Genomic DNA, 15,789 nt, shown 5'->3' on the forward strand with positions numbered 1-15,789 from the left:
GCCGCATTCTGCAGGGGCTAAGCTACCTCGCGATCACGCCAGCCGTCGCAAAAGCCTCGATCTCCTGCGCCGAATAGCCGGAGGCCGCAAGGATCGCACGCGTATGTTCGCCAAGGCGCGGCGGCTGCGTCTCGAGGCCGGGACGCACTCGATCATCGCCGAATTCCAGCGGGAGCGCCGGCAATCCCACCTCAACGCCACCGCCAAGTGCACCCAAAGCGACATTGAGAAGACCGCCCGCCGCGAGATGCGGATCAGCCGCGAGTTCATCCGGCCGCCCGACGCGCGCGAAGGGGATGTTCGCGGCTTCGCAGCGCTCGAGAATATCGCCCATGTCGAACGGGTCGAGGCGTTGCTGCAGCTCCGGCAGCAGCCATTCGCGCGCATCGCAGCGCCTGGCATTGCCCTGCATATGCGGCGCATCACGCCAGTCCTTGAAGCCGAAGGCGTCACAGAAGCGGTGCCATTGCGGATCATTGGTGATGCCGATGAAGACCTGACCGCCGCGCGCATTGAACACGTCATAAACGCCCCACGCGCTCTTGCGCGCGGGCATCGGCGGCATCGGCTGGCCGGTCACGGCCGACCCCGCCATCATCGAGGCCAAGAGGAACACCGCACTCTCGAAAAGCGACGAACTCACGCGTTGCCCGCGCCCGGTGACATCGCGCTCACGCAAGGCGGCAAGCGCAGCAACCACGCCAAACACGCCGCCGAGAATATCGACAATTGGCGCGCCCGCACGCAGGGGCCGGCCCGGCGGGCCTGTCATATAGGCGAGGCCCGATTGCATCTGCACGACCTCATCGAGCGCGCCGCGATGCTCGTAAGGGCCGGCGAGAAATCCCTTCATCGTGAGGAAGATCAGGCGCGGATTGACAGCTGAGAGCGTCTCCCAGCCGCAATCAAGGCGTTCGATCGTGCCCGGCCCAAAATTCTCAAGCACGACATCTGCATCCTTGACGAGCCGATGCACAATCGCACGCCCCGCCTCGCTCTTGAGATCAACAGCGACCGAGCGCTTGTTGCGATTGAAGGTCGCGAAGAAGCCGGAGGCAAAACCGGGCAACCGTCGCGTGGGATCGCCCTCCACCGACTCGATCTTGATGACGTCAGCGCCAAGATCGGCCATCACATGCCCGGCACAGGGGCCCATGATCGTGTGCCCGAAATCGAGCACGCGCAGACCAGCCAGGGGTTTCGCTGCCTTGCTCATGCCGCGCGCTTCCGGAAGGTGTCGATCGTGCCGGAGCGCAGGGCCGCGCTCGGCAATTGCCGCCCGACGATACGCTCGGCGAGACGACCTGCCTCCATGAGTGCATCGAGATCAATGCCCGTTGCGATACCCATTTCCTCGCACATCAGCACGAGCTCTTCAGTGGCGATGTTTCCCGGCGCGCCCGGATGGCCGGCGAAGGGACAACCGCCGAGGCCAGCAACGGCTGCATCGAAATAGCGAACCCCGAGCCGCAAACCCTCATAAGCCGAGGCGATGCCAAGCCCGCGCGTGTCGTGGAGGTGGAGCGAAATCGGCAGTTCGGGCCATGTCTCGCGCAACGCGCCGATCACGCGGCTGATGCGCTGCGGCGTCGCCCAGCCCATGGAATCAGCAATGGAGACTTTCTCGAATGCGAGCCCCGCTTCGTTCGCGATCGTAAACCCATCAGCGACCGCTTCGACCACGGCGGAGGGCGGCACATCACCCTGATAATTGCAACCAAAGGCGGCCATCACGGTGAGGCGCGTCACCGGAACGCCAGCGGCTTTGTGGGCCGCAATATGCTCGCGCATAGCCGCGATCTGGCCGGGCCGGTCCCGATTGAGGTTCTTGCGAGTGAATGATCCACCCCCAATGAATTGGTCCACCTTGAAGTATGTCTTGTGGCCACGAGGAGGATCCTGTTCATGCCGAGAAAGCGTCACAAGCCCGAAGAGATCGTCGCGAAGCTGCGACAGGTCGATGTCCTGGTTTCGCAGGGCAAATCCGTCGCCGATGCCGTTCGCGATATTGGCGTGACGGAGGTCACGTATTGCCGCTGGCGGCAGGAGTTCGGCGGGCTGAAGAGTGATCAGGTCAAGCGGATGAAGGATCTCGAGGCGGAAAATGCCCGGTTGCGACGCGCCGTCTCCGATCTCACGCTCGACAAGATGATCCTGAAGGAAGCAGCCTCGGGAAACTTCTGAGCCCTGCGCGGCGTCGCGCCTGCATTGATCATGTTCGATCCGAACTGAAGCTGCAAAAAGACGCTCTCTTGGCGGCGGGTCTGCCGGGTGCTCGGGCAGCATCGCTCGACACAGCGCCGGCGCCCCAAGGGGCCTGATGACGAAAAGGCGCTGATCGACGACATGACTGTGTTGGTCCGGCGATATGGTCGCTACGGCTATCGGAAGATCGCCGAACTTCTGCGTTCGACAGCCGGCTGGGTCATCAACGACAAGCGGGTTGAACGCCTTTGGCGGCGCGAAGGGTTCAAGGTTCCAGCGAAGCAGCCGAAGAAAGGCCGGCTTTGGTTGGCCGATGGTTCCTGCATCCGACTGCGTGCGGAATACCCAAACCATGTCTGGAGCTACGACTTCGTCGAGGATCGCACCCATGAGGGGAAGAAATACCGGATGCTCAACATCATCGACGAGTTCACCCACGAATGCCTGGCGATCCGCGTTGACCGGCGATTGAAATCGATCGACGTGATCGATGTCCTGTCCGATCTCTTCATCCTGCGGGGCGTCCCTGGCCACATTCGTTCAGACAATGGGCCCGAGTTCGTCGCCAAAGCCGTTCAGAAGTGGATCACGGCAGTCGGGGCCAAGACGGCCTACATTACGCCAGGATCGCCATGGGAAAACCACGCTTCGCGCAATTCCTTTGGAATTTATCGAGAGCTTCAATGCTCGGCTCAGGGATGAATTGCTCGATGGTGAGATCTTCTACTCGCTCGCCGAGGCCAAGATCGTCATTGAGAACTGGCGGCGCCACTACAACACCGTGCGCCCACACGGTTCGTTGGGCTACAAGCCCCCTGCGCCGGAGGTCTTCGTGCCAGCCATGGCTGCGCGGGCGGCTGCGCAAACCCATCCAGCTTCGCCGCCCGCGCTGGCGTTGAGGCCGTCAATGCACTAACATTCCAACTGGACCACTCAGTGGGGGCCGATCACCCGATGGCCCCGCTGCCCAGCATTTTTGTGCCCATGCCCACGGCACTGCCGATGGCGGATGCCCAATCGGACGACTGGCCGATCATTTGGGCGCCAATCGCCTGATCCACAGACAGGGATGACCGGGCCGAAGCAGCGCCTGCGCCAAGAACCAGAAGGCCCGCGGTGAGAAAAACGGACAAGGGCGTCATGCGGGGCTCCATAAAGAAGCTCAGGCTTAGATTTTATGATGTCGAGACAGCGTACAGCAAGAGCATGACGATGCGGCGAAAGAGCCGCTTGAGCCTTCCTCCCCGCAAGCATCCGGCGGCTCTCTGCAAGATCGCAAGCGTCGGGTGACGGGCGTGCTGCGCTGCGGTCAGGTTGCGCTGCAGCGCGCCCGAGGGCCAGATCGTTGGGGTGGTCAGCCTCTGAACGGATTGGAGAGTTTCAGGCCTAGGGTCTCGAAGTCCTTCAGGTTGCGGCTGACGAGCGCAAGATCCCGAACGACGGCGGTGGCCGCCATCATGGAATCGGCGACGGTGAGGATGCGCCCGTTGGCTTTCTCGAAGGCTCGGAGGCGCCCTGCGGTTTCCGCGATCTCAAGGTCAACCGGGATTGCGGATTTTCCGAAGCGTTCCCGAAGACCAGCGACAAAGATCGTCAGACGCGGCTTCTGCTCCGGGTTGGCTGTCTCGAGGCCATAGGTCAGCTCGTGGAACAGGATCGTGCTGACCTGAAGCCTGGGCTGTTCTGCGATGAATGCGATGACACCCGGATCCGGGCTCTTCCGGGCGAGTTCCGATACGACGTTGGTGTCGAGCAGGTAAGGTCCGTCCATGCTCACTCGCCAAACCCCGGATCAGCACGATCCTCCCGCCGCGAGGGCAGGGGGATATCAAGACCGAGCCGTGAAGACATATCGATCAGCCATTTGCCGTCGTGATCGGCTTCGGCGAGCCGGTTCTGATAGGTCTCGAGGGAAACGACAACGCAAGGATCCTGCGTGCCGATCACCTGGGGCGATCCACCGCGTGCCTTGCGCAGGACCTCGGAGAGTTGAGCCTTGGCTTCAGCGACTGACCACATCACGAACCCCATAAATGGACTAGTATGGTCTATACTACTTTCGATGATCGGCGGCAACCTGTCTCATGAGGGCCGGCAATCTCCCGATTGACATCGTACCGGAGCTTTTGCCCGCAAACATGAGGGCACAGCGTTGGCCTTTCGCCAAATCACGCCAGGCCCTCAGGATGGACCAGAGCAAACGTTCCATGAGTGTCCCGTTTGACGCAGTAAGGCCAGCCGTTGCTAAAGCGGGCCTTTCGAAAGATTTTTTCCATCAACGCGTGTTTACCAGCGCCCAAGCAAATAAAGACCAACCTGCATAGACGGTCGAGATTTCTCCATAGACCTCTATGTTCCCGATGCGGTTTTGCGCCCCATCGAATATTTCGATCAACGTGTCGCCCTGCCGACCTGACCTTGCCCCTCGGGCCGATCCAGCGTGAAGGCTGTTCCGGCCGCATGGAAAGAGCGGGAACATGAAGCGCTGCGGGTTCAGCGTTCGCGCGTTCCGGCTGCCGTGACCCAGCGCGGCCGGCCGGCAGCCTGGCTCAACCGATCGACGAGAATCGCGAGCAGGACGATCCCGAGGCCGCCAACCGCGCCCTGTCCTGCATCTGCGCGCTGGAGGCCAATCAGCACGGTCTCGCCGATACCCCGTGCCCCGATCATGGAGGCGATCACGACCATGCCGAGGGCACCCATGACGGACTGGTTGATGCCCGCCATGATCGCGGGGCGTGCCAGTGGCAGCTCGACCAGCCAGAGCATGAGGAAATTCGACAGTCCGAGGGATCGCGCTGCATCGCGATCCTCGATCCGCACGGAGCGGAGGCCGAGATCTGTCATCCGGGCGACCGGCGGTACCGCAACGATGATCGTGGCGAACAGCGCCGGTGCGGTGCCAAGGCCGAGCAGCATGGCGGCCGGGATGAGATAGACAAAGCTCGGCACAGTCTGCATCAGGTCATAGAGAATGCGCGCGACCTGTCCGAAGCGTGGATAGCGTGCGCCCGCAATGCCCAGGGGCAGGCCAATCATCACGGCGGCGGATACGGCAACGCTGACAAGGGCCAGCGAACGCATGGCCTCCGACCAGAGGCCGAGCAGCCAGAGACCGGCGGGCAGGGACGCCATCGCGAGGCCGAACCGGCCGGAACGCCCCAACCTCCAGCCAAGGGCGCCAATCGCAAGACCGGTTATCCAGGCTGGCGGAAGCATCAAGCTCCATTCGAGCCCGCGCACGGGCGCAGCCAGAGCCCGCCCGAAGGCCTCCACGCCGTCCGGATTGACCTGCAGGAGGCGCTCGACGCCTCGATTGACGAGCTGGCGCAGGACCGCGCCCAGATCTCCACCGTCCAGCTTTCAGGCCCCCTACAGCGCGTTCGCGACGCGGCTGGCGATTTCCGCCGGCACCCACCGACGCCATGTTTCGGGTTTTTCCTTCATGTAACGCAAGGCGGCCTGCTCCACGGAAATGCCGGCGGCCCTGCCGGCCGCCAGCGCGGCGGAGGTTTCGGCCGAACTCGAACGATAGGCGCGCAGGAAGGTCGCAATCTTTGGCGCGGCATCGACAAAGCGTGCATTGGCGCCGATCACGACCTCCGAGACCGGATAGGCCGTAGCCCGGTCCGGCCGGGCCTCGGCCAGCATCTTCGCCCAGATCTCGCGGTCGAAGCCGGGCTCCTCGAGCTTCACGAGGTCATGGGCACCGACCAGCCAGCTCGGGGACCAATGGTAGAACAGCACCGGGCGGCCCCGCTTCAGGCCGGAATCGATGGCGGCCACCAAGGCCTCGCTCGCGCCGGGACGCACATTCGTAAAATGCGCCTCGAGGCCGTAGGCGGTGAGCTTCTTGGTGTTGACCAATTCGCACTGCCATCCCGGCACGCAATTGTAGAACAGGCCTTTCGACGGGTTGTCCGGATCAGGGAAAAGCGCCTTGTGCGCGACGAGATCGGACACGTTCCGGAGAGTCGGCGCTTTCGCATTGGGCCCTTCGACCAGCGCCCGGGGCACGTACCAGCCCTCCGTTGCATCCGGGAAGGTGGTGCCGAGGCGGACGACCTTCCTGTCACGTTCGGCATCGATCCAGGGCTGGACCGGATTGGCGAGCCAGATTTCCATGGTGATGTCGACATCGCCGCGGGCCAGGCCATTCACGAGCGGAATGGTGGCGCCCGGCACGCGCTCGGTCTTGCAACCGAAGCCCTTCTCGAGAATCGTGCGCGCCATGGTGGTGTGGAAGGCGGCGGAATCGTAATCGAGGCCGGCGAGCCTGATGGGCCTGTCCAGCTCGCAGGCCGAAGCCGCCGAAAGGGCCAGCCACAGCGATGTGAGCCCGATGCCCAAGCGTGTCAGAACTCTCACCGTCCCCTCCTTCGTCATGTCCAGCTCAATCCTAGTGCTGTCTTCCTCGATTGGCCATTCGTCATCGTGGCTCTCACCAAGAGGTGAGCGGCCGGTGAATACGAGAACCTGCTTGCCCGAGTGATCGTGTCGGCGGGGCCCGGGTCAGGCGATGCCATCTCCGAAACGACCCTCCGGTCCCAGAAACGTATCGACCAGTCGGATCGGCAGGTGCATGCGCTGGCGCATGTCCTCCAGTCGGGGGGCGCAATCGAGCATCGAGGCGCCCAGCGGCAGTTGAGCCACGATCGAGGTGCCGGAAACTGCCAGCAGGAATCGATCCTCGACAAAGGCGGCCGCAAGAGCAGGCGGTTTTCCGTCTTCGGGACGGGCGAAGGCCAGCAGGGCATCAAGGAACGCACCGCTGATATAGGCCCGGGCGGCTTCGGGATGATCAGCCCGGACCTCGAACGCGGATTCGAAGGCGGGGTGGTCAATCGTCACGGGCATCAATCCCTTGAAGTGCTTGTCGAAAAATCCGGACATGGCATTGATCACGGATCCCCCATCGCCCCGGATAACAATGCGCCCCGGCGCGGGCCGGTCCAGCGACAGCGTGGCGATGACGCCCTGGAAAACCAGCCGCTTTGTCCAGCGCGTCTTGCCATCGCTGTTCTCCTCCTGCTCGCGACGGGTCAGCCAGAGATCGCAGGCGGAAACCGAGAGGCCGCGATAAAGACCGGACAGCCCGTTCCGGAACGCTTCCTGGTCATGGTCCGGCAGCAGCGCCGACCGCGTGAAGGGCGCGAGATCCGGTCGTTCCTCGGCGGCGAGGTCGAATCGCAAACCGAGGAAGGCGGCGATGGGCGGGCAGATCTCTGCCCTGACCCGATCCTGGAACGCTTCCTCGCTGATGCTGCTGACCAGCACGAACGCCGTCAAGGCGCCGAACGCGACAAACGCACAGAGGATTGCGGCCAGCATCGTGTCGTCGATCGCCAGCAAGGCAAGCAAGGCCAACCCGGCCGCAATCGTGCCGACAAGGCCACGCCGGAACCGCCGTCGCGCCAGCTCGCCTTGCCGTTCCTGTTCAAGGATGGCGAGGCGCGGCAGGATTTCCCGCTCGACCAGCGTGGCAAAGGCCCGCCGCGAGGCATGATCATCCGGTATGGCCATCAGGAATACGATCCTCCTTCACCGGGATGGGGATTGTGCCCTGCCCCGGGGATTTCATCCAGCCATGGCCGCGTTTCCATTGCATGCCGGGCCCGCCCCGGATCTCCGCCGGTCACCACCGAATGGAGGTTAGCGCCATCGACGTCTGGCGATAGGCCATCCCGCGCCGGCGTCTCGCTCTATCAAGGCCAGATGCGCAAACGCCGAAAGCCGACACTGAGGAGCTTCTCATGACGTCCGGCAATCCGGGGGCGGTTCACCGGAACAGTTGCGCAATATCCGCCATGGGCAGGAACAGCTTCATAGGCTGGTCGGGGAAAGGCAGGAAGCTCTCGCGCTGATAGAAGCGGCGCGCGTTTTCGTCCTTGGCATCGACGATCACGGCAAAAGAGGCGATTTCGCTGCGGCAGGAGCGGAACAGCGCATCCGCCAGCAGGAACCTTCCATATCCCTTGCCCCGATGGCGCCGGTCCACCGCGAGCCGGCCCAGCAGGGTTGCGGGCAGGAGGGGATATCGCGGCAGCTTCTTTGCCGTTGGCTCGGGGAGCTCTGTGAGGCTGATCGCCGTCGCTGAGAGGGTGTAATAGCCCGCGACAGTGCCATCGAAGAGGACGAGCACGAACGGAGCGGCAAGGTTCTTCCGCGCGTCCTGCCCTGCCTGCATCCGCAAATAGCGGTCCAGCGGCTCGGCACCGCAATTGAATGAAGACCGGTTATGTCCTGCACCAAGTGGTTCGATGCGAAAATCGTCTCCAGAGGTCGTCACGTCTCAGTTGCCGGTCTTCTGGCGATAGCGGTTGACCGTGTCGCGCAGGCGATCGTTGACGGGCTGCGGATTGAGAAGCGCCTCGACAAAGGCTGCGCTGTCCCTGACAGAGAGATCGAGACGCTGATGTTCCTCGATGGTCCGGCGTGCTGCTTCCTGGACGCTCGAGAGGACAAAATCCGTGACGGACCGGCTTTGGAGGGCAGCGGCGCGTTCAATGAGATTTTTCTGGTCGAGCGTGATGCGTGTCTCGAGGCGCGCGCTGCGCACCCGGCCCCGGGACGACGATGTTGCAGATTGAGCCATGACTGTTCTCCTCCGTCTCTATGTACGGCCATTGGCCGGAAAAATCAATCTAGCCTCTCATACCTTTACATGATATGCTTTGCGCAATGACAAAATTGCAAAGGCAGTTTCCGATGGCTGCTCCTCTCAACATCCGTGATCCCCGCGCGCGGGAGCTTGCGCGCGAACTCGCGGCGCGGCGCAAGACAAGCATCACGGCAGCAGTCATCGAGGCCCTGGAGCATGAATTGGCGCGCGAGCGTGAGGCTATTCCCCTGGCGACCCGCCTCGCAAAAATCGCCGAGCGGGCAAACGCTCAGGCGGGGCCAGACGCGCGCCCTGTCAGTGAAGCCGAGCGCGACGCGATGTGGACCCGCTGATGTTTATCGATACCTCCGTGTTCGTGGCCATCCTTTGCCAGGAGGAAGAAGCGGAGCGATTTGCCCGGGCGATCGAGGGTGCCAAGGCGAAATTCACATCGCCACTGGTCCGACTTGAAGCTTCCATGGTGCTCGCAACGCGTCAGGGGCGAATGCCTCATGCTGTGCAAGCTGACTTTGACGCTGTTCTGCACGAAGCGCGAATCGAGGTCATGACGATCACCGATGAGGTCAGCCGGCTGTCGGTCGAGGCCTTCGAGCGTTACGGCAAGGGCAGGGGGCATCCGGCCCAGCTTAACCTTGCAGATTGCCTCTCCTATGCCTGCGCCAGGGCGTATCAGGTGCCGATCCTCTTCAAAGGGCGGGATTTTGCAAAGACGGATTTGCCGACGGTACCCTACTGACCTGCCCGAAGGTGGCGCACCAAACAGCTTGTTATCCGTCCCGATGCAGGGGACCCGGATGATTGAAAGGCCCGGCTGGAGCATCCGGACAGATCGCGCCTTCACTTAACGTCCTTCCTCGCGTATCGAGTCGATGAAGCTTTTGACGTCCTGGAGAATGGGATCCCATTCTTCGGGGGCTCTGTCCTTGATGTCCACCGTGAGACTTCCGTGTGGTTTCCCGAGACCGTCGGCGCCGATATAGAGCCTCCACCAAATCGTATGGGGTTGGACGACCGCCGACATGCATGTTGCCCGGATTTTCCCGCCAAAATTGGTAGGATAAACCGAAATCAGATCCTGATCGCAGGTCCTGCCGGTGCGCACAGGGCTGCTTCGATAGTGATATCGTCCGCTCTCCGAAAGCGTCATTCCCTCGACAAAACGTCCCTCATTCATCCATTCATTGGATGAGGGGATGTTGTCGATTGTGATCATCGTGACGCTTTCCAACTCCGGAAGCTGTGGCGAAAGGCGTTTGATGATGGCATCGCGGGTGTCATAGCCATCGTTTTTCCTGCTGGTCTCGCGCTCCAGGTGGATCCGAATTCCGTCGACGTCCTGATGGCCGTCCCGCTTGCAATACCGGTACTTCAGGCGCTTTCCCTCCTGATAATAGTTTTGCAAGAACACATAGAAGGTCTTGTCACGACCATCTACGTGCTTGAAGTGTGGCTGGTAGCTGGCCGGTATCGCGTAGCGGTTTCCGCCGAGGTTGATCTGAACAGGATCGACAGGGCTGCAGGCCCTGGAATCGTCGCTATCCGAACACCCGGCGAGACAAAGAACGGCTGCAAACAGTCCGACGGCGCGAAACGTCATTCGTCAATGGATCCGGAGCGGAAACAGAAGAGAGTGCAATAGGGGATGCACCTAGCAATCCCTGAGCGGCAAGGCAAGGCGGCCATCCCGGCCACGAAGGCGAAGCGCGCTGGTCAGGTTGCGCTGTAGCGAGCCTGAGGGCCGGACCCAGCTTTCCGATCCCAGTTTGACCCCACCAAGATTGTAGTTTAAAGACGACAAATGATTGAACTGAAGCAGACAGAGTCCTTCCGCAAATGGCGTCTCGGGCTGCGGGATATCCGGGCCAGGGCGGCAATTGCCTCACGCCCTGACCGGCTGGCCTTCGGGCAAGCCGGTGATGTCGAGCCGGTTGGCGACGGGATCAGCGAGCTTCGGATTCATTATGGCCCGGGATGCCGGGTTTATTTTTAGCGGCGGGGCAACACAATCATCATTCTGCTTTGTGGCGGCGACAAAAGCACACAAGCGCGGGATATCCGGACGGCCAAGCGTCTTCTGGACGAATGGAGCGAGTGAGATGGGCGAAAAACTGACGACTTTTGACCCTGCCGAGGATCTCTCGTCGGATAAGGCGATTGCCGTCTTCATGGAAAAGGCGTTCAAGACTGGGGATGTTGGCTATATCGCCCACGCTCTGGGTGTTGTGGCGCGCGCCAAGGGGATGACGCAGATCGCGAACCAGACCGGGCTTTCGAGAGAACAGCTCTACCGGTCCTTCAGCGAGAACGGCAATCCGACCCTGAAAACCACGATTGCCGTGATGAAGGCCCTGGGCGTCGAGCTGACCGTGAAGCCTCACGCCTGATTGTTGTCGGATTGCACTTTAGCGAGCCTGAGAGCCTACCGTACCACGGAGATCCTCGACCAGCCGGCATTGTGCAGCATGGCCATCCGGATCACCTCGAGAATTCCGTCATAGTCGGCTGGTGATGAAGACAGGACGGTGATCGCGATCCCGGTTTCACGCAAACCGGCGATAGCTGCGGGTTCAAGCAGATCGGCAGCGACCTAATAATCGGCTCCCTGATCGAAATTTCGGGGAATCGCCTCTTTCGACAGAACGACAGTCACTTCGGTCATGCTCGTGAAGCCTCCGTTGCGAATCTCGTCGCTGCTTCCATTCAGTCAGTTTTCCATTCGAACAAGACCCGCAAACTCCCGATCGGCATAGTAGCGGAGCTTGCGGGCGACGACGGGCCGTGATCCGGCGAGGACGAGCGGCTCTGTCGGCAGCAGGCCGTCGTCTTTCTTCTTCGAGGTGAAGGAGGTCGCTTGGCTGATCCCGGCCTCGCGGCCGATTTCCGCCGCGGCCAGGTCGTCAGCCCTTCACTTGAGCATGATTGCCTTCGGCGTGTCCGAACCGGAGGTCTGCGCAAGCGAAAACTTGCTTGCCTTCATCGACTTCCGCTGCTGCCAGCCCAAGGAAAAATGGCAAGGAAAACTCTAACCAAAAAAGGTCCAGTTTGGCGGGAGAAGATCATTGGCAGCCTATGGGTTCGGCACCGAGGGGATGGCTCGGAAGCCCCGGCGCGACCATTGCCGGAACGACAATCCCTTCTCAATAAAAGGAAACCTCGCGGATTTCGATCTCGGCCTCGTGATCGCGGCCATAGGCAACGATGCCGATCGAGGTGAGGCTTGTGGCCCGAGCGGTTGCGGCCAGCATGGCGCCGGAGGGCTTGAAACTGCCAAGGGGCAGGCGAACCTCTTTCCAGCTGGCGCCAGCCTCGAAACCCGCCTGATAATATTGCCAGGGCAAAAGCGTGCCCGATGTCCGGAGATGGATGAAATAGCGCTGCCGGTTGCCGCGCACGACCAGCTTCACGCCCTGGATATCGGCCGGCGGCGGGTTGGCGAGATCCATCCGGATCTGGATAAAGCCGCCCCTGTTCGCCGTGCTGACCTTGCCCGTCATCCGGGCATGGACACGCCCGCCTTCGGAGACAAAATCAAGCTGTCCTTTCGAGACCCCGCCCATCACGGTGTCGGTGAAAAAACGCCAGCGCGTCTCGGGGGCGCCGGTGAAGGTCTCGATCATCGGCTGGGCCTCGGCAGGGGAGGCGAGGGTCGCAAGGCCGAGCAGAGCGGCGAGGCGGCAGGCAGATCGCAAGAGCATGGCGTGATCCTCATGGGGGCACATGGTCCTTCCGGGCCCCCGACCCGGCGTTCAGCCGTTCAGGAACCGGGCGAGCACATAGCCGGCCATTCCGATATGGGCCAGCGTGATGAAAACGGAAAGCCCGTGCAGGATCTGGAAACGTGCCTTCTGTTTGTGATCGGTGGCACGGTTGATGGCAGGCATCAACACCTGCCGTGTCGGCAGGGTGGTGATCGCGATCAGGGCCAGCAAGGCGGCGCCGGTCCCGTCATGGCTCGCCAGCAAGGCGGCAGCCAGCGCCGAACCAGCCATAACGAAAAGATAGAAATGCGGGAAGGCCCGCCGGATTGTCGGGCCGGCCACATCCGGCGGCAGGGCCGTAAAGAGGAAGGCGGCAAACCCGAAGGCATAGAGAACCATGCCGCCGAAGAGCAAAGCGGTGGTCAGGAGGGCGAGGGTCACCATGAACAATCTCCAGATCAGCGCTCGCGGGCAGCAGGCGAGGCTTCCGCAGCGGTCTTGGTCGGAACGTGCCGATCCTTGCCGCGCGGTAGGGGCCACCGGGGCAACGCATAGGGGACCTGCGCGCGATACGCGTCGAACCGCGTGCCATAGCGCGCGGCAAACCGGCGCTCTTTCAGCCGTGGCGCGAACAGGCAATAGGCCGTGTAGCAGAGCGCGAGCAGCAGCTGATCGGGTGTCCAGACCGGCACGGTCCAGAGGGTGAGCGCGAAAGCGACATAGATCGGCTGCCGGATGAAGCGGAACAGCCCCGATACCGGCATGTCGGGGAAGACAGGACGGATTTTCGCGAGCAGGGACATCCAACCCAACGCCCCGGATTGCACCTCCGCCCCGGCATCGAAACTGGCTTTCAGGAGAAGCAGCCAGGCTAAGCCATAGGCAAGGGTGATGGCCCAGAATGCCCATCCCTCTGCGCGCCACCAGATGATCCCGGAGGGTGTCCAGAAGGCAAACAGCATCAGCAACTGGGTTGAAGCGATGAGGGCGTAGGTGGTGCTCGCCAGCGTCTGGCCATGCGGCCCCGGCACCAGCCGCGCGAGCAACCGGCCACCTTGAGGCGTGAGGAGTAGCGAATGGGCGAGCGGGAACTGGAGGATCAGCGCCAGATTGGCGAGCCACGCCCAGGGCTGTGGCACGCGGCCGAGGCTTTCGCTCATGCCGAAGAACATGGCGACCATCATGGCAAGGACCGCCATCCCGAAGGTGACGTGGCAGATGAGGCCGAAGGAAAGGGCCAGCAGGATCCGCCTGCGGCCGGGCGGCGGCGTCAACGCGCCCCGGATGAGGCGGAGTAGCCCGGCGAACCGGGGGTCTGCCAGGCGCGGGGCCACCAGCCCGTCTGTGATGCGCCGACGCTCAACCGGCATGGAGATGCCTCATCAGCGCCTGCGCAAGCGCGGTTCCGCTCTGCCAGGCCGCTTCGACCCGCGCGCCGAGGCACCAGTCGCCACCGAGCCATAACGTGCTGTCATCGTCGCCGAGATACGGCTCGCCCAGCGGCGCGGTCACGCGGGCATAGCGCCAGCGATGGGCCGAAGCATGGAGCGCCCTTTCGGGGTCCGCGCCGATCGCTTTGGCCAGCAGCGGCAGCATGAGGCGGGCGAGGCTGTCGGGACTCTCCTCGAGATTCGCTGCGCTCCAGTCCGGGCCGGCCTGGGCAACCCAGCAGGTCAGGCCGGCATGGCGGCCGGGCTTCGAACTGTCCTGCGCGATCCAGCTTAGCGGTTCTGTTTCCGAGGATCGGTGGGGGAAAGGCCGGGGTGCTTCTGCCGGAAAGGCTGCCATCAGGGCAAGACAGGGGGCTATCCGGACGGAATCGAGGCGCGCGGTCAGCGGGTGATCCCTGCCGAGCAGGCGCGCCGCCTGCGGGGCCGGCATCGTCATCACGAGATGGCGCGCGAGGATCGGCCCGCCGCCGGTCTCGAGCCGCCAGGCCGATCCCTCGCGGCCGAGGGCCAGAACCTCGATCCCCTGGCGAAGATCGATCCCCTCGGCCATCGCCTTCTGAAGGCCGGACATGCCCGGCCGCCCGACGAAACGGGGCTCGCTCCCGCCTTCGTCCCATGGCGCGATCGCGTCCGCCACGGGGGACAGCGCTGCGCGGAATTCCGGATCACGGATTGTGAAATACTGCGCGCCATGATCGAAGCCGCAGGCATGGCCGGCAATCTCGACCCGACGGGTTGCCATGCGTCCGCCGACACCGCGCCCCTTGTCCAGAACCAGCGGTCGAGGCCCGGCGGCGGCAAGCTGGCGTGCGCAGGCGAGCCCCGCCATGCCGGATCCGATAATGACGATTGGATGTTCCAATGCGGTGGGCTTCCTGATGTATCGGGTGGGACATGGACAGCGCATCGGCAAGGACAAGGGGATGCGGCAACCGGTCTGGTGAGGTCTCGGCGTGTGGCTGCCTTGTCCGAGAAAGGCCACGGGAGGCGGCTCACCCGGGCTGCTGGTTTGCCTGCGGTTTGTTTTCGTCGATTTGACTTGCGTGCCTCGGAAAGCTGTTGTTCGATTGCAGCCGTCCTGACCCGAGCACCGAGGCAAAGCATGGCATCGAACACGCACAGGCTGTTCCGTCTTCTGATCGTCAACGGTCTTGTCGGCGCCCTGCTCGGCATTGCTTTTGTGATCGGTATCCTTGCGCTTGATGTCGCGCAGATCCGGACGATGCTGGCCGCGTCCGGGGAATGGCTCGTCCCCATGGGCCTTCTGACCATGGGGTCGGTCGTGACGTTTGCTTCGGTGGCCATGGGCGGTGCGATCATGCTGATGCCGCGCGACGATGACGGGGATCGCCCGGGTCGCCGCTTGCCGCCGGTGCTGCCATCCGGCCATCTGGTGCCCGTCCGAATCCGGGCCCGTCGCACCCGCTGAGGCTGCCCGATCCAGAGACGCGCGCCAGCCGAGGCGCGCGAATCCCCTGTCAGGAATCCGCATCATGGCTGTTTTCGAGATCCGGACCTACACGATCAGGCCCGGCAAGCTGCATGACTATCTGAAGCTCTATCACGCGGAAGGCTTCGAGATTCACTGCCGCTTCCTCGGCCCGTCCGTCGGCTGGTTCTACACCGAGATCGGCGCCCTCAATCAGGTGATGATGATGTGGCGCTACGAGAACCATGCCGATCGGGAGGCGCGCCGCGAGCGGCTTTATGCCGATCCGGATTGGCTGGCCTTTATCCCCAAGACCGGCGCCTATATCGAGAAAATGGAGAATGCCATCGTCCGGCCGACCTTCTTCTCGCCGATGCAATAGCC

20 protein-coding genes and 2 pseudogenes are annotated in these 15,789 nt (G+C 62.8%); 8 read left to right on the top strand and 14 right to left on the bottom strand.

Translation table 11 applies throughout. The annotated features are described in order from the left end of the window. Positions 1 to 22: 22 nt before the first annotated feature. Together P0652_RS09040 and P0652_RS09045 are read right to left on the bottom strand one after the other, a co-directional pair. Positions 23 to 1,216 carry a CaiB/BaiF CoA transferase family protein gene (locus P0652_RS09040; RefSeq protein ID WP_284178452.1) on the bottom strand — a complete coding sequence of 398 codons (1,194 nt, stop codon included), beginning with the start codon at positions 1,214 to 1,216 and terminating at the stop codon, positions 23 to 25. Then, on the bottom strand, positions 1,213 to 1,923 hold the full coding sequence (locus tag P0652_RS09045) for a hydroxymethylglutaryl-CoA lyase-like TIM-barrel protein (RefSeq protein ID WP_284178453.1): 711 nt from the start codon (positions 1,921 to 1,923) through the stop codon (positions 1,213 to 1,215). The genes P0652_RS09040 and P0652_RS09045 overlap by 4 nt, the downstream gene beginning before the upstream one ends. On the opposite strand from P0652_RS09045, the pseudogene P0652_RS09050 reads away from it, so the two are divergent. Continuing rightward, positions 1,906 to 3,121 (top strand): annotated as a pseudogene (locus P0652_RS09050) (IS3 family transposase). The gene P0652_RS09045 and the pseudogene P0652_RS09050 sit on opposite strands and share 18 nt — an antisense overlap. Positions 3,122 to 3,559: 438 nt before the next feature. Here P0652_RS09050 and P0652_RS09055 read toward each other — a convergent pair. The 7 genes from P0652_RS09055 to P0652_RS09085 form a co-directional block, all read right to left on the bottom strand. Further along, positions 3,560 to 3,976 (bottom strand): type II toxin-antitoxin system VapC family toxin, encoded by a 417-nt coding sequence (locus P0652_RS09055; RefSeq protein ID WP_284178454.1) that lies wholly within the window; start codon positions 3,974 to 3,976, stop codon positions 3,560 to 3,562. A gap of 2 nt (positions 3,977 to 3,978) precedes the next feature. Then, positions 3,979 to 4,224, bottom strand: coding sequence for a type II toxin-antitoxin system Phd/YefM family antitoxin (locus tag P0652_RS09060; RefSeq protein WP_284178455.1), 246 nt, complete (start codon positions 4,222 to 4,224; stop codon positions 3,979 to 3,981). A gap of 474 nt (positions 4,225 to 4,698) precedes the next feature. After that, a complete protein-coding gene (locus tag P0652_RS09065; RefSeq protein ID WP_284178456.1) occupies positions 4,699 to 5,340 on the bottom strand; it encodes an ABC transporter permease in 642 nt (213 codons plus the stop codon). 237 nt (positions 5,341 to 5,577) lie between these two features. Next, positions 5,578 to 6,591, bottom strand: a complete 1,014-nt coding sequence (locus P0652_RS09070; protein ID WP_284178457.1) for an ABC transporter substrate-binding protein — start codon at positions 6,589 to 6,591, stop codon at positions 5,578 to 5,580. Positions 6,592 to 6,717: 126 nt separating this feature from the next. Further along, complete coding sequence (locus P0652_RS09075; RefSeq protein ID WP_284178458.1) at positions 6,718 to 7,728, bottom strand: DUF3137 domain-containing protein; 1,011 nt, start codon at positions 7,726 to 7,728, stop codon at positions 6,718 to 6,720. Positions 7,729 to 7,984: 256 nt separating this feature from the next. After that, positions 7,985 to 8,494 carry a GNAT family N-acetyltransferase gene (locus P0652_RS09080; protein WP_284178459.1) on the bottom strand — a complete coding sequence of 170 codons (510 nt, stop codon included), beginning with the start codon at positions 8,492 to 8,494 and terminating at the stop codon, positions 7,985 to 7,987. A 3-nt stretch (positions 8,495 to 8,497) separates the two neighbouring features. Further along, positions 8,498 to 8,800, bottom strand: a complete 303-nt coding sequence (locus P0652_RS09085; protein WP_284178460.1) for a type II toxin-antitoxin system TacA family antitoxin — start codon at positions 8,798 to 8,800, stop codon at positions 8,498 to 8,500. Between the two features lie 113 nt (positions 8,801 to 8,913). Between P0652_RS09085 and P0652_RS09090 the strand changes: the two genes are divergently transcribed. Both P0652_RS09090 and P0652_RS09095 read left to right on the top strand, forming a co-directional pair. Then, positions 8,914 to 9,159, top strand: coding sequence for a type II toxin-antitoxin system VapB family antitoxin (locus tag P0652_RS09090; protein WP_284178461.1), 246 nt, complete (start codon positions 8,914 to 8,916; stop codon positions 9,157 to 9,159). Then, positions 9,147 to 9,563 carry a type II toxin-antitoxin system VapC family toxin gene (locus P0652_RS09095; protein WP_349774975.1) on the top strand — a complete coding sequence of 139 codons (417 nt, stop codon included), beginning with the start codon at positions 9,147 to 9,149 and terminating at the stop codon, positions 9,561 to 9,563. Before P0652_RS09090 ends, P0652_RS09095 begins: the two co-directional genes overlap by 13 nt. A gap of 105 nt (positions 9,564 to 9,668) precedes the next feature. Here P0652_RS09095 and P0652_RS09100 read toward each other — a convergent pair whose 3' ends face one another. Continuing rightward, positions 9,669 to 10,424, bottom strand: coding sequence for a hypothetical protein (locus P0652_RS09100; protein ID WP_284178462.1), 756 nt, complete (start codon positions 10,422 to 10,424; stop codon positions 9,669 to 9,671). A gap of 201 nt (positions 10,425 to 10,625) precedes the next feature. Here P0652_RS09100 and P0652_RS09105 point away from each other — a divergent pair. The 3 genes and pseudogenes from P0652_RS09105 to P0652_RS09115 all read left to right on the top strand — a co-directional run bounded on the left by P0652_RS09105 (position 10,626) and on the right by P0652_RS09115 (position 11,853). Then, positions 10,626 to 10,922: pseudogene (locus P0652_RS09105) on the top strand (type II toxin-antitoxin system RelE/ParE family toxin). Position 10,923: 1 nt separating this feature from the next. Then, positions 10,924 to 11,211: an addiction module antidote protein gene (locus tag P0652_RS09110; RefSeq protein ID WP_284178463.1), complete on the top strand. Its 288-nt coding sequence runs from the start codon at positions 10,924 to 10,926 to the stop codon at positions 11,209 to 11,211. Between the two features lie 375 nt (positions 11,212 to 11,586). Continuing rightward, complete coding sequence (locus tag P0652_RS09115) at positions 11,587 to 11,853, top strand: hypothetical protein (RefSeq protein ID WP_284178592.1); 267 nt, start codon at positions 11,587 to 11,589, stop codon at positions 11,851 to 11,853. A gap of 111 nt (positions 11,854 to 11,964) precedes the next feature. Here P0652_RS09115 and P0652_RS09120 read toward each other — a convergent pair whose 3' ends face one another. From P0652_RS09120 to P0652_RS09135, 4 genes are read right to left on the bottom strand one after another with little or no spacing between them, the layout of a single operon-like run. Then, the gene (locus tag P0652_RS09120; protein WP_284178464.1) at positions 11,965 to 12,522 is read right to left on the bottom strand and encodes a CIA30 family protein; all 558 of its coding nucleotides are present in this window, start codon (positions 12,520 to 12,522) and stop codon (positions 11,965 to 11,967) included. Positions 12,523 to 12,573: 51 nt separating this feature from the next. Continuing rightward, positions 12,574 to 12,969, bottom strand: a complete 396-nt coding sequence (locus P0652_RS09125) for a DUF4149 domain-containing protein (RefSeq protein ID WP_284178465.1) — start codon at positions 12,967 to 12,969, stop codon at positions 12,574 to 12,576. A 14-nt stretch (positions 12,970 to 12,983) separates the two neighbouring features. Continuing rightward, positions 12,984 to 13,895: a methyltransferase family protein gene (locus P0652_RS09130; protein WP_284178466.1), complete on the bottom strand. Its 912-nt coding sequence runs from the start codon at positions 13,893 to 13,895 to the stop codon at positions 12,984 to 12,986. Continuing rightward, on the bottom strand, positions 13,885 to 14,838 hold the full coding sequence (locus P0652_RS09135) for an NAD(P)/FAD-dependent oxidoreductase (protein ID WP_284178467.1): 954 nt from the start codon (positions 14,836 to 14,838) through the stop codon (positions 13,885 to 13,887). The genes P0652_RS09130 and P0652_RS09135 overlap by 11 nt, the downstream gene beginning before the upstream one ends. Positions 14,839 to 15,078: 240 nt before the next feature. Between P0652_RS09135 and P0652_RS09140 the strand changes: the two genes are divergently transcribed. Both P0652_RS09140 and P0652_RS09145 read left to right on the top strand, forming a co-directional pair. Further along, entirely contained in the window at positions 15,079 to 15,405 is a 327-nt protein-coding gene (locus P0652_RS09140; protein ID WP_284178468.1) for a hypothetical protein, read from the top strand. A 64-nt stretch (positions 15,406 to 15,469) separates the two neighbouring features. Then, entirely contained in the window at positions 15,470 to 15,787 is a 318-nt protein-coding gene (locus P0652_RS09145) for an NIPSNAP family protein (protein WP_284178469.1), read from the top strand. Positions 15,788 to 15,789 lie beyond the last annotated feature (2 nt).

The organism is Rhabdaerophilum sp. SD176 (genome assembly GCF_030143245.1).
GTDB lineage: Bacteria > Pseudomonadota > Alphaproteobacteria > Rhizobiales > Beijerinckiaceae > Rhabdaerophilum.

What these genes read in the sequence shown, in the direction of transcription:
- P0652_RS09040 (WP_284178452.1), bottom strand. Translation starts at nt 1,216, where the DNA reads ATGAGCAAGGCAGCGAAACCCCTGGCTGGTCTGCGCGTGCTCGATTTC.
- P0652_RS09055 (WP_284178454.1), bottom strand. Translation starts at nt 3,976, where the DNA reads ATGGACGGACCTTACCTGCTCGACACCAACGTCGTATCGGAACTCGCC.
- P0652_RS09060 (WP_284178455.1), bottom strand. Translation starts at nt 4,224, where the DNA reads ATGTGGTCAGTCGCTGAAGCCAAGGCTCAACTCTCCGAGGTCCTGCGC.
- P0652_RS09065 (WP_284178456.1), bottom strand. Translation starts at nt 5,340, where the DNA reads ATGGCGTCCCTGCCCGCCGGTCTCTGGCTGCTCGGCCTCTGGTCGGAG.
- P0652_RS09070 (WP_284178457.1), bottom strand. Translation starts at nt 6,591, where the DNA reads ATGACGAAGGAGGGGACGGTGAGAGTTCTGACACGCTTGGGCATCGGG.
- P0652_RS09075 (WP_284178458.1), bottom strand. Translation starts at nt 7,728, where the DNA reads ATGGCCATACCGGATGATCATGCCTCGCGGCGGGCCTTTGCCACGCTG.
- P0652_RS09085 (WP_284178460.1), bottom strand. Translation starts at nt 8,800, where the DNA reads ATGGCTCAATCTGCAACATCGTCGTCCCGGGGCCGGGTGCGCAGCGCG.
- P0652_RS09090 (WP_284178461.1), top strand. Translation starts at nt 8,914, where the DNA reads ATGGCTGCTCCTCTCAACATCCGTGATCCCCGCGCGCGGGAGCTTGCG.
- P0652_RS09100 (WP_284178462.1), bottom strand. Translation starts at nt 10,424, where the DNA reads ATGACGTTTCGCGCCGTCGGACTGTTTGCAGCCGTTCTTTGTCTCGCC.
- P0652_RS09110 (WP_284178463.1), top strand. Translation starts at nt 10,924, where the DNA reads ATGGGCGAAAAACTGACGACTTTTGACCCTGCCGAGGATCTCTCGTCG.
- P0652_RS09120 (WP_284178464.1), bottom strand. Translation starts at nt 12,522, where the DNA reads ATGCTCTTGCGATCTGCCTGCCGCCTCGCCGCTCTGCTCGGCCTTGCG.
- P0652_RS09125 (WP_284178465.1), bottom strand. Translation starts at nt 12,969, where the DNA reads ATGGTGACCCTCGCCCTCCTGACCACCGCTTTGCTCTTCGGCGGCATG.
- P0652_RS09130 (WP_284178466.1), bottom strand. Translation starts at nt 13,895, where the DNA reads ATGCCGGTTGAGCGTCGGCGCATCACAGACGGGCTGGTGGCCCCGCGC.
- P0652_RS09140 (WP_284178468.1), top strand. Translation starts at nt 15,079, where the DNA reads ATGGCATCGAACACGCACAGGCTGTTCCGTCTTCTGATCGTCAACGGT.
- P0652_RS09145 (WP_284178469.1), top strand. Translation starts at nt 15,470, where the DNA reads ATGGCTGTTTTCGAGATCCGGACCTACACGATCAGGCCCGGCAAGCTG.